Source organism: Pseudarthrobacter sp. C1, assembly GCF_034720455.1.
Classification (GTDB): domain Bacteria; phylum Actinomycetota; class Actinomycetes; order Actinomycetales; family Micrococcaceae; genus Arthrobacter.
Genome location: NZ_JAYESK010000019.1, coordinates 1 through 11,801 on the forward strand (window position 1 = coordinate 1; position 11,801 = coordinate 11,801).

At 67.2% G+C, this 11,801-nt stretch carries 9 protein-coding genes; 4 read left to right on the plus strand and 5 right to left on the minus strand.

Annotated elements, in window-relative coordinates; all coding sequences use genetic code 11:
• Together U7114_RS19165 and U7114_RS19170 are read left to right on the plus strand one after the other, a co-directional pair.
• A partial coding sequence (locus tag U7114_RS19165; protein WP_323058248.1) for a D-galactonate dehydratase family protein occupies window positions 1-860 on the plus strand: 860 nt, incomplete at its 5' end.
• A 159-nt stretch (window positions 861-1,019) separates the two neighbouring features.
• A complete protein-coding gene (locus U7114_RS19170; RefSeq protein ID WP_323058255.1) occupies window positions 1,020-3,305 on the plus strand; it encodes a gluconokinase, GntK/IdnK-type in 2,286 nt (761 codons plus the stop codon).
• Window positions 3,306-3,370: 65 nt separating this feature from the next.
• On the opposite strand, the gene U7114_RS19175 is transcribed toward U7114_RS19170, so the two are convergent.
• The 4 genes from U7114_RS19175 to U7114_RS19190 all read right to left on the minus strand — a co-directional run bounded on the left by U7114_RS19175 (window position 3,371) and on the right by U7114_RS19190 (window position 7,070).
• Window positions 3,371-4,120 (minus strand): maleylpyruvate isomerase family mycothiol-dependent enzyme, encoded by a 750-nt coding sequence (locus tag U7114_RS19175; RefSeq protein WP_323058249.1) that lies wholly within the window; start codon window positions 4,118-4,120, stop codon window positions 3,371-3,373.
• A complete protein-coding gene (locus tag U7114_RS19180; protein ID WP_323058250.1) occupies window positions 4,120-4,959 on the minus strand; it encodes a fumarylacetoacetate hydrolase family protein in 840 nt (279 codons plus the stop codon). Before U7114_RS19180 ends, U7114_RS19175 begins: the two co-directional genes overlap by 1 nt.
• Complete coding sequence (locus tag U7114_RS19185; RefSeq protein WP_323058251.1) at window positions 4,959-6,089, minus strand: cupin domain-containing protein; 1,131 nt, start codon at window positions 6,087-6,089, stop codon at window positions 4,959-4,961. The genes U7114_RS19180 and U7114_RS19185 overlap by 1 nt, the downstream gene beginning before the upstream one ends.
• A 147-nt stretch (window positions 6,090-6,236) precedes the next feature.
• A complete protein-coding gene (locus U7114_RS19190; RefSeq protein WP_157239196.1) occupies window positions 6,237-7,070 on the minus strand; it encodes an IclR family transcriptional regulator in 834 nt (277 codons plus the stop codon).
• Window positions 7,071-7,082: 12 nt separating this feature from the next.
• Between U7114_RS19190 and U7114_RS19195 the strand changes: the two genes are divergently transcribed.
• Both U7114_RS19195 and U7114_RS19200 read left to right on the plus strand, forming a co-directional pair.
• Window positions 7,083-8,441, plus strand: coding sequence for an aromatic acid/H+ symport family MFS transporter (locus U7114_RS19195; protein WP_323058252.1), 1,359 nt, complete (start codon window positions 7,083-7,085; stop codon window positions 8,439-8,441).
• Window positions 8,434-9,684: an FAD-dependent oxidoreductase gene (locus U7114_RS19200; protein ID WP_323058253.1), complete on the plus strand. Its 1,251-nt coding sequence runs from the start codon at window positions 8,434-8,436 to the stop codon at window positions 9,682-9,684. The genes U7114_RS19195 and U7114_RS19200 overlap by 8 nt, the downstream gene beginning before the upstream one ends.
• Window positions 9,685-9,901: 217 nt before the next feature.
• Here U7114_RS19200 and U7114_RS19205 read toward each other — a convergent pair whose 3' ends face one another.
• The gene (locus U7114_RS19205) at window positions 9,902-11,647 is read right to left on the minus strand and encodes a thiamine pyrophosphate-dependent enzyme (RefSeq protein ID WP_323058254.1); all 1,746 of its coding nucleotides are present in this window, start codon (window positions 11,645-11,647) and stop codon (window positions 9,902-9,904) included.
• Between the last annotated feature and the right edge of the window lie 154 nt (window positions 11,648-11,801).

An 11,801-nucleotide genomic window follows, 5' to 3' on the forward strand; every position in this document is an offset into this window, starting at 1 on the left:
CGGGCGCGGATTTGCCGTCGTTGTTTGATTCGGTGCGGGAGCATCTGGAGCTGGGGTACAAGTCGATCCGGATCCAGACGGCGGTTCCCGGGATTAAGGCCGTGTACGGGGTGGCGGCGCAGGCGCAGGCTTCGGGGGAGCGGTATGACTACGAGCCGGCCGGGCGGGGTGCGTTTCCGGTGGAGGAGGACTGGGACACCCGTGCGTATCTGCGGCACCTGCCCACGGTGTTTGAGGCGGTGCGGAATGAGTTCGGTCCGGAGATCCCGTTGCTGCATGACGGGCATCACCGGATGACGCCGATCCAGGCGGCGAAGCTGGGCAAGGCGCTGGAGCCGTATGACCTGTTCTGGTTGGAGGACTGCACCCCGGCGGAGAACCAGGAGGGCCTGCGGCTGGTCCGGCAGCACACCACCACGCCGTTGGCGATCGGGGAGATCTTCAATACCGTGTATGACTTCCAGACCCTGATCAAGGAACAGCTGATTGATTACGTCCGGGCCGCGTCCACGCACTTCGGGGGGATCTCCCCGTTGAAGAAGGTGATGGATTTCGCCGCGCAGTACCAGATCAAGTCCGGTTTCCACGGGCCCACGGACATTTCCCCGGTGGGCTTCGCGGCGCAGCTGCACGTGGGCCTGGCGATCCATAACTACGGGATCCAGGAGTACATGCAGCATTCGGACAAGACCAACGAGGTGTTCGAGCAGTCCATGACGTTCGTGGACGGCTACCTCCACCCCGGGGACAAGCCCGGCATCGGCGTCGAGTTCAATGAAGAAGCCGCAGCCGCCTACCCCTACCAGCAGGCCTACCTGCCCTACAACCGCCTCATCGACGGAACGGTCCACGACTGGTGACCACGTACAACCCCGAAACCAAGCTCCGCATCATCNTGAAGAAGCCGCAGCCGCCTACCCCTACCAGCAGGCCTACCTGCCCTACAACCGCCTCATCGACGGAACGGTCCACGACTGGTGACCACGTACAACCCCGAAACCAAGCTCCGCATCATCGTGATGGGGGTGTCCGGCTGCGGCAAGACCACCATTGGCGACCTCGTCGCCCGGGAACTCGGCGTGCCGTTCCTCGACGGCGACTCCCTCCACCCTGTGGAGAACGTCGCCAAAATGGCGGCCGGCACGCCCCTGACGGATGACGACCGCTGGCCGTGGCTCGCCACGGTGGGCACCGAGCTGGCCAACGCGGGCGACGGCGGCATGGTCCTGGCGTGCTCCGCCCTCCGGCGCAGCTACCGCGACGCCATCCGGGCCCAGGCGCCGGATACCGTCTTCCTGCACCTGCACGGGAGCAAAGAGGTCCTGAGGGCGCGGACTGAAGGGCGCACCGGCCACTTCATGCCGCCGGCCCTCCTCGACTCCCAGCTCGCCACGCTGGAACCGCTCCAGGCTGACGAAGCAGGCGTCGTCGTCGACATCGCTGCCGGCGTGGACGAAGTGGTGCGGGAAGCACTCGCCGGAATTGCCGTCGTCGCGCGCTCCAAAACTGGTGGCTCGGGCGGCGCTGCCGGCAGTGCCGGTGCCCCCGGCACCCGGCCGCGGCAGTTCGACGTCGACCTCCAGGCCGCGCCGTTCAACCTCGACGACGACGCCGTCGCCTGGGTGGAATCCACCCTGGCCGGCATGAGCCTCGAGGAAAAAATCGGCCAGCTGTTCATCAACCACAACAACGACTACTCCCCGGAGTACCTCGATGGCGTCCTGGAGAACTACCACGTGGGCGGCATGCGGTACCGGCCGGGCCCGTCCGCGGCAGTGCAGGAGCACATCCGGTATGCGCAGTCCAAGACCCGCATCCCTTTGCTGGTGGCCTCCAACCCGGAAATGGGGGGAGCCGGAAGCTGTGACGACGGCACGTTCGTGTCCACGCACCTGCAGGCCGGCTCCCACCCGGACAAGGCCATCGCCCGGCAAATGGGACAGGTGGCAGGGGTGGAAACCGCGGCGCTGGGCTGCAACTGGGCGTTCGCGCCGATCGTGGACATCCACTACAACTGGCGGAACACGGTGATCTCCACCCGGTCCTTCGGGAACACCCCCGAGATCGTGGTGGAGCGCGCGAAGGAATACTTCGACGGCATCAGCGAGTCCCCGACGGTGTGCGCCATGAAGCACTTCCCGGGCGACGGCGTGGACGAGCGCGACCAGCACGTCGTCACCTCCAACAACACATTTGGCTACGAGGAGTGGAACCGGACCTACGGGCAGGTGTACCGCGAGATGATCGGGCACGGCGTGCAGTCCATCATGGTGGGGCACATCGGCGCCCCGGAGCTGTCCCGGCATTTCCGGCCGGGCATGGCGGACGCGGACATCCTGCCGGCCACGCTGTCCCCGGAGCTGCTGCAGGACCTGCTCCGCGGTGAGCTCGGGTTCAACGGACTGGTCCTTACCGACGCCTCGCAGATGGTGGGCCTCACCCAGGCCATGAAGCGCCGGGACCTGGTGCCGGCCACCATCGCCGCCGGCTGCGACATGTTCCTCTTCTTCCGCAATCCGGCGGAGGACTTCGGCTACATGCTGGACGGCGTCAAGTCCGGCGTCATCACCGAACAGCGCCTCCACGACGCGCTGCGCCGGATCCTTGGACTGAAAGCTTCCTTGGGACTGCACCGCAAGCCGGCGGACCAGCTGGTTCCGCCTCCTGCGGCGCTGGCCGTGATCGGCAGCGCGGAACACCGGGCTGTTGCGGCGGAAATCGCGGACAAGACCGTCACCCTGGTCAAGGACACTGCGCACAACCTGCCCATCACGCCGCAGACGCATCCGAGGATCCGGCTGTACGGGATCTCCGGCGGGGCGGATTTCACCCGCGCCGATCCGCTGGCCTACCTGGACACCGTCAAGGAAGAGCTGCAGGCCGCCGGCTTCGAGGTGCACTTGTTCAAAACCGCGGACCAGCGGGAGGCTGCGGGGGAGACCGGTGTTAACTTCATGTCGATCATCTCCGAGGAAGCCACCGGCGGCTACGCGGACAAGTACGACGCCGCTTTTGTGTTCGCGAACGTCAAGGGCTTCGCGCAGGAAGCGGCGATCCGGATCAAGTGGTCCTCGCCGATGGCCGCGGAGATCCCGTGGTACGTCACCGAGGTTCCCACGGTGTTTGTTTCGCTCAACCAGCCGAACCACCTGATCGATGTGCCGATGGTCAAGACGGCGATCCACGCCCACGCAGGGTCCCGCGAGGCCATCCGGGCCACCATCGAAAAGATCCAGGGCAAGTCCGCGTTCCAGGGCACGTTCAACGACAACGTGTTCTGCGGTTCCTTCGACACAAGGCTCTGACCGGCGCACTAAAAAGGAAAGCCCCTCCATGAGGGGCTTTCCTTTTTCCTGCTGCGTGGAGGTGCCTAGATCCACTTCGGTGCGGCGGGGGTGCCTTCTGTGGTGCCCGGTCCGGTGGCCGTGACCCCGTGGGAGCCGCGGCCGGCAGCCCATTGGCCGACGGCGGGCAGCGGCCCGGTGACGGTCGTCGGGTCAGCGGCGCCCACGTCGCCGAACGCCAGGTCCGTACCGTCCACCTTGACCAGGAGCCCGGTGTCGGTGCCCCGGGTGTGCCAGGCGCCGGTGATGTCCCTGAGCAGGCGTTCCAGGACGGGGACCGGGATGTCGCTGAAAGTGGCACCGTTGTCCAGGTCCACGGCGTGCATCCAGACCTCGCGGGTGCGCATCCACACGGTTTCCTCCGCCGGGACGATGCGGCCCTGGGCGGTCTTGACCTTGTGGTGCCAGGCGTCAGCGGGCAGGTCGCGCCATTCGATGTTCAGGTGCACGGCTGAGTGGTCGAAGAGGTGCCGCAGGGCGATCGGGGACAGGGTGGACCCGAAATCGATCTCGTGGTTGCGGGCCTCCGGTGAGGGATACATCGGGGTTTCGACGCCGGTGGCTGCCCATTCGATCAGCCGTGCGATGGCGCGGGCGTTGTAGCCCACGTGTGCCACGACATGGCGGCGTGTCCAGCCTGCGAGGAGGGTGCCGCCGTCGAGCTCTGCGTCGGAAAGCTCGTTGAGCTTGCGGGCGAAGAACGCGGTGCCCCGGCGCGCCTGGAGCAGTGCCTCCAGGAGCGCAGGGTCGGTGGCCTGGTCGTGGCGGGCAACCATCAGGCTTCCTTGACCACGCGGTTCTTCAGCTGGCCCAGGCCCTCGATGGTGGTCACCAGGACCTGGCCCTCCTGCAGGTAGCGCTTGGGGTCCTGCGCGTGGCCCACACCGCCGGGGGTGCCGGTGGCGATCACATCGCCCGGGTTCAGCGTGATGATCGTGGAGATGTAGGACACCAGGAATTCGGGGGTGAACACCAGGTCCGAGGTGGGGGTGGACTGCTGGACGTCGCCGTCCACGGCCGAGGTCATCAGCGGTCCGGGGGTGAATTCGTCCTTGGTGACCAGGGCCGGGCCGAAAGGGGTGGACTTCTCCCAGGTCTTGCCCTGCAGCCACTGGATGGTGCGGAACTGGTAGTCGCGCATGCTGACGTCGTTCAGCACCGCGTAGCCGGCGATGTGGTCCGCGGCGTCGGCCTCGCTGATTCGGCGGCCCTGCTTGCCGATGACGACGGCGAGTTCGGCTTCCCAGTCCACGGTGTCCGATTCCTGCGGCAGGGCGAGGTCGTCGTTGGGGCCGATCAGGGACTCGGCGTACTTGGCGAACAAGGTGGGGTATTCGGGCACTTCCCGGCCCATTTCCTTGATGTGGTTGCGGTAGTTGTGGCCCACGCAGATGATCTTCCCCGGCGAGGGCACGACGGCGGCGAGGTCCGCGCCGTCGAGGGCGTGCGTTGCGCCGCTGGCCGCCGCGGCGGTGGTTTCCCAGGCGGGGTCCTGCAGCAGGGCGCCGACGTCGGCGAACCCGGAGATCTCGGTGAGGGTGTCGCCGTCCTGGCGGACCGCCACGGTGCCCTTGGTTCCTGTGCTGTCAGCAGTGCGGAGGGTGAGGAGTTTCATTACTTGCTGCGTCCTTCGATATAGGTGCGGTTGAAGTTCAGGCGCTCAAAGATGGGGGCGTCGCTGAAGCGGAACAGATCAAATTCACTCTCGGCCTGCAATGACCAGGCGGCCCAGGACGGGACCACGAAGAGGTCGCCCTTGGCCAGCTGCCGGGTTTCGCCGTTGAGGACTACGGAGCCGGTGCCTTCGAAGACCTGCCAGACACTCGAGCCGACCTCGCGGACGGTCTCGGTGGCGGCGCCGGCGCGGAGGCGGTGGAACTCGGCGCGGATGGTGGGCATGACGTCCCCGCCTGTGGTGGGGTTGGTGTAGCGGACGGCGGCGTGGCCCTGGGAGACGGTGGCCGGGTGGCCCTCGTCTTCCAGCAGCAACTGCTCACGCAGGGCCGCGTCCGTGTACTTCCACCGGTAGGCGGCGATGGGGGAGCTGGTGGTGTCCTCCAGGCCCGAGAGCGGGCGAAGGCCGGGGTGGGCCCAGAGGCGCTCGGACCGGGAGATGTCCGGGGTGGCCTCGTCCGTGACGCGTTCGGTGCCGAACTCGAAGAACCCGGCGTCGGCGTAATGCACGAACGGGATGTCCAGGCCGTCGATCCAGGCCATCGGCTCGTCCGTGTCGTTGTGGTGGCCGTGGAAATTCCAGCCCGGGGTGAGCAGGAAGTCGCCGCGGGACATCCGCACCGGGTCCCCGTTCACCACGGTCCACACGCCTTCGCCCTCGACGACGAAGCGGAAAGCGTTCTGCGAGTGGCGGTGCTCCGGTGCGGTTTCGCGGCCGCCCAAGTACTGGATCGCGGCCCAGAGCGTGGGCGTGGCGTAGGCGGTTCCGCCAAGGCCCGGGTTGGCCAGGGCAATTGCGCGGCGCTCCCCGCCGCGGCCCACCGGCACCAGGTCACCGGCACGGGCGGCCAACGGGTAGAGGTCGCTCCACCGCCACACGTGCGGCACTGCCTTGGGGGACGGGACCATCGGCATCAGGTCACCGATCTCGGTCCACAGCGGGATCAGGTTCTCTTTGTCGAAGTCCTGGTAGAGCTGCTCCAGCTGGGCAGCCTCCTCCGGTGTGGGCTCCGGGACCATGATCCCCGCGGCCACTGATTCATGGGTCGTGTTCTCGGCGCTGATGGACACGTGGGCCTCCTTTGTAGGTCGGAACAGTTTTTTGGCGTGGCTCGACTCTACGGAAGAAGGTGGTGTGACCCCCAGCATATTCTGCTCTTCAGAATTAGGGGCTTAGTCTGGCTCGGTTTAGTCCGGCTGCACCGAGTCCGGCTGTGTTTAGTCCGGCTCTGCCGGGTTTGCCGCGATGTCGATTTCCAGCTGCCTGCAGCATTCGCGCAGGGCCGGTACCAGCCCGGCGTCGAACACCGTGCGGAAGCGGGTGGCGGGTGTGGCAACGCTGAGGGCGCCCACAACCTGCCCGTGCCGGTTGTGCAGCGCCATGCCCAGGGCGCTCACACCGTCCTCAGTCCCCTCAAAGTTGGCTGCAAAACCGTTGCCGCGGATGGACTCCAGCTCGCGCAGGAATCCCGGATATTCCTCGTCGGGGATGGTGTCCCCGCCAATCTCGGCGTTGTTGCTGCGGAAGAGCTGGTCCAGCAAACGCGGTTCCAGTTCCGCCAGCATGGCCTTGCCGCCGGACGTCTTGTCAGCAGGCATCACCGTCCCCTGCCGGTCACCTACCCGCAGCACGTTGGTCCCCTCCACGGTCGCCAGGAATCGGACTTTGGTGCCAACCCGCACCATGAGGTTCACGGTCTCGTTGAGCCGCGCGGCGAGCAGTTCCATATGGGGCTGTGCGAGCGAGCGCAGCAGCCTGGTCCAGCTCAGTCCGGCGGGGCCGACGCCCATGGCGGGACCCGGAACATAGCGACGGGTTTCGTCCTGCACGGCGAAGCCGCGGTAGACCAGCATCGCCAGGAGCCGGTGGGCCGTGGAGGGGGCCACTCCCAGTTCCTCTGCCGCATCCTTCAGCCGGAGGGCACCGCCGTCGCGCAGGAGCTGGAGGAGCTGCAGCGCGTTGTCCACCGCCTCGATGGAATAGGTGGGGCGCTTCTGCACGGGCTTTTTCTGCACATCAGAATTGTATTGTGGTTCATCTTCGGTGGCCATGACAGTAGTGGGATGAATCACACACTTCCCGCTGCAGCGACGCACCGGTTCTCGCCGGGGGATCCCGCCCCCACGTCCAATGACGGGCACGGCCGGTTCTCCAAGGCCTCGGCAGCCGCAGTCCTCGTCTGCTGGCTGCTGGTGGTCTTCGACGGCTACGACCTCATCGTCTACGGCACTGTCCAGTCCTCCCTCATTTCCGAAACCGGCTGGGGCCTGACCAAGGCAACCGCCGGGACGGTGGGCTCCATGGCCTTCCTGGGCATGATGATCGGCGCGATCTTCGCCGGCCGCATGGCAGATTCGTGGGGCCGCCGCCGGACCATCCTGGGCTGCGCCATCGTTTTCTCCGTCTTCACTGTTCTCTGTGCCTTCGCCCCCAGCGCCGCGATCTTTGGGGTCCTGCGCCTCCTGGCCGGCATCGGGCTTGGCGGCCTGGTGCCCTCCGCCAATGCGCTGGTGGCGGAACTGGTCCCCACCAAGTGGCGCTCCATCGTGGCCACCCTGATGATGTCCGGCGTCCCGATCGGCGGCTCCATCGCTGCCCTCGTGGGCATCCAGCTCATTCCGGCCTTCGGCTGGCAGTCCATGTTCCTGGTGGCTGTGCTGGCCCTGGTGGTCGTGGTGCCGCTTGGGCTCAAGTACCTGCCCGAGACGCTTGCACCCGTGGGCGCAACGGACAGCGCGAAAGGCAAGGCCGAAAAAGCTGCCCGCCGGTTTGGCGCAGCCAAGGAACCCTCCGGCTTCTCCTTGCTCCTCCGCGCACCCTACCTGGGGATCAGCATGCTCTTCGCCGTTGCCACCATCGCCACCCTCTTCGCGTGGTACGGGCTGGGCACCTGGCTGCCCAACCTCATGCAGCTTGCGGGCTACAACCTGGGCTCCGCCCTGACGTTTGCCCTGGCCCTCAACCTCGGTGCAGTGGCCGGCTCCGTGATCACGGCCTGGGCCGGTACCCGCTTCGGACCAATTCCGACGGCGATCGCAGCTGCCGCCGTCGCCGCCGTCGCGCTTGTGGTGCTGTTGAGCGGACCGCCTGTGTCCGTCGTCTACCTCATGCTGGTACTCGCCGGCGTCGGAACCCATGGCACCCAGTGCCTCATCATCGCCGCGGTGGCCAGCCACTACCCAGCCCATTTGCGGGGGACGGCGCTTGGCTGGGCGCTGGGCACCGGCCGGATTGGCGCCGTCGTGGCTCCCCAGGTGGGCGGCCTCCTGCTGGCGGCCGGACTGGGTGTCAACTCCAATTTCCTGGCCTTCGCCGGTGCGGCCGCGGTGGCTGCGGTCCTGCTGACCGCCGTCGGCATCAACCTCAAATCGAAACTCCCAACTTCCCCTTCAAGCCCAACAACAGGAGCAAGCAATGTCTGAGCACGCCACGTCCACCGATGTCCTGGTGATTGGAGGGGGGATGGCCGGCCTGGCCGGCGCCCTCGCACTGCGCGAGAACGGTGCCAGCGTCACCCTCGTGGAGCGCGCCCCCGAGTTCGGCGAGGTGGGCGCCGGACTGCAGATGGCACCCAACGCCTCCCGCATCCTCCGCCGCTGGGGCCTGCTCGAAAAGGCGCTGGAAATCGGCGTGCAGCCCAAGCACCTGGTGTTCCGAGACGCCGTCACCGGCGAGGAGCTCACCCGCCAGACGCTCAACGGTGAATTCGAGGAACGCTATGGCGCTCCCTACGTTGTGATCCACCGGAGCGACCTGCACCGGGTCCTGCTGGAAGGCTGTGAAGCAGCGGGCGTCAAGCTCGTCAACGACGTCACGGTGGAGAGTGTTGAGACCGTGGGCGGCCGGGGCGTGGCGCATACCGCAGCCGGAGTGGACTTCGAGGCCGACGTCGTAATCGGCGCCGATGGCCTGCGGTCCACGCTGCGTCCGCTCGTGGCAGACGACCAGCCCGTCTCCTCCGCCTACGTGGCGTACCGCGGCACCGTGCCCATCACTGAAAACACGCCCAAGGCAGACCTCGAGGACGTCATCGTGTACCTCGGGCCGGACTGCCACCTGGTGCAGTACCCGCTGCGGAAAGGCGAGCTGCTCAACACCGTTGCTGTCTTCAAGTCGCCGTCCTTCGAGCGCGGCGAGGAGCAGTACGGGGGAGTGGACGAGCTCGAGGCTGCGTACAAGGACTGCGTTCCCGCGGTCCAGGAGGCACTGAAGAACCTTGCCACCGGCATCCGCTGGCCCATGTACGACCGCGATCCGATCGAGAACTGGGTGGCCGGCCGCATGGTCCTGATGGGCGACGCCGCGCACCCCATGCTCCAGTACCTCGCCCAAGGAGCGTGCCAGGCATTGGAGGACGCGGCCGCGCTTCAGGATGCGTCCGTTGGCACCGTCTTCACGGCGGATGGCGTCAACCCCAACGGCTGGGACGAGGCCATCCGCGACTTCAACAAAGTCCGCGCCGGCCGGACCGCCCGGGTGCAGCGCACCGCCCGCGTCTGGGGCGAGTCATGGCACGTGTCCGGCCTCGCGCGCACCCTGCGCAACCTGCTGTTCAAGAGCCGGATGGACAACAATTTCCAGTACAACGACTGGCTGTACGGGCAGGATGGCGACGGCGTTCCCGCCGGAGCCACGAAGCGGATCGCGCAGGAGGCGGCCGCGTAGCTCCGCCGGCAAGCCAAGCCCCCACGGCAGCAGCGGACGCCGGGGGGGGGGGCCGCCGGCGTCCGCGGCGGCCGGGGGGGGTTGGCGTGCCGGCGGAGCTACGCGGCCGCCTCCTGCGCGATCCGCTTCGTGGGGGCGGGGGGGCCCCCCCGCCGTCGTCCGCTGCTGTGTGCCAGTGCCTCGCCAGGTCAGCCTGGTTGCCCGGCGGGGGCGGCGCTTAGTAGGCCTTGACGCGCTGTTCGACGACGAGGTGGATAAGCGCGAAGACGCCGTCCTCCTCGATGGCCGCAAGGGCTGCATCGAGTGCGGCGGGGATGTCCTTGTCCCTGGTAACAGTGACCCCGAAACCGCCGAAGGCCCTGGCCATCAGGCCGAAGTCCGGATTCTTCAGTTGCGTGCCGGAGACGCGCGACGGATAGTGCCGCTCCTGGTGGGTGCGGATGGTCCCGTACTCCTGGTTGTCCATGACGATCACCAGCGGCGTGGCACCGTACTGGACCGCCGTCGCCAGTTCCTGGCCGTTCATCAGGAACTCGCCGTCGCCCGCAATGGTGACCACCCGGCGTGCCGGTTCCGCCAGCGAGGCCGCGATGGCCGAAGGCACGGAATACCCCATCGAGCCGTTGCGGGCGCTGATCATGGAGGCGTACCGGCGGGTTGGGAAGTAGCGGTGGGCCCAGTTGGTGTGTTCGCCGGCGCCGAAGGTCACCATCGCATCCTCCGTAAGCCGTGGCACCAGGTTCGCCATCAGGGTGTCCATCCGCGCCCGGCCCGGTGCCGGAGAGGCCGGGGGCAGGGCGGCGAACCTTTGCTGCTCCGTCCGCATCCGCCCGGTCCAGGCTTTCCATTCCGCCTTGGCCGGCAGGCTGATGCCCGCGAGGTCGCGTACGAAGGCTTCCGGCTTGGCCAGGATTTGCCGGGAGACCGGGCCCGACCGGCCGCGGAGCGAAGGATCCACGGTAACCAGGAAGTTCTTTTTGCTCCAGTCCTGCCGGCAGACAAACCCGTCCGTAATAACATCGCCCGGCACCGTCCCCACAAAGACCAGCAGGTCGGTTTCCTCCAGGAGATCGTAGGTGGGGCGGGGCCGGCCATAGCCAATAGGGCCAACATAGGAGGGCGAATCGAAGGGCACCGTCCCCTGTGTCCGCCATTCCGCAGCTGCCGGGATATGGTGCCGCTCCAGCCAGGCGGTCAGCTGGTCTGCCGCCGCCTGGGTCCAGTCGTTGCCGCCGGTGACGAACAGGGGCCTGCTCGATTCTGCCAGTGCAGCCCGGAGGGCGATGGCATCCGTGCTGCTCATGCCACCGGAGGCCACGGGAATGGCGGGATGCAGCGCAGGGTCGATCTGCTGCCGGATGACGTCCTCGGGCAGCCCCACCACCACGGGCCCGGGCCGGCCGCTCATGGCCGCAAACATGGCTTCCGCCACGATCTCGGACGCCCGTTCTGCGTGGTCGAGGACCATCACCCGCTTGGCGCCCGTGTCGAACCAGGACTTGATGTCGAACTCCTGGAAGGCCTCCCGGTCCCGGTGGGCGAAGGGGATCAGGCCCACAAACAGAAGCATGGGGGTGGAGTCCTGCCATGCGGTGTGCAGGCCAACATGGGCGTTGGCGGCGCCTGGACCACGGGTCACCATCGCCACGCCGGGGCGCTGGTTCATCTTGCCGTCCGCTTCAGCCATGTAGGCGGCGCCGCCCTCATGCCTGCAGACGACGGTTGCAATATCCGATGCGTGCAGGCCATCCAATACGTCGAGGAAGCTCTCGCCCGGCACTACATAGGTGCGCTCCACGCCGTGCGCGGCCAGCGAATCAACTATCACATGGCCCGCGGATTTGGTTGCTGGTTCTGGCTTCTCCGCAGGGTTTGCCTGCAGCTTGTGCTGCGCGGAGGATTCGACGGCGGCGTGCGGGACGCGCGGTTCGGTCAGGGTTGCTGCTGCGGGTTCCGTTGTCATGGTCTTTCTTTATTGTTCGGTTATCTGATGGGTGTGCGGTTGGCAATGACGGGGGAGAGGCCGGTAAAGCCTTCGCGGGTTTCGGCGATTTCGCGGATGCGGGTGCGGCAGGCGTACCAGCCTGCGACCATGAGGGCGGAGGCGATGGCGGTGA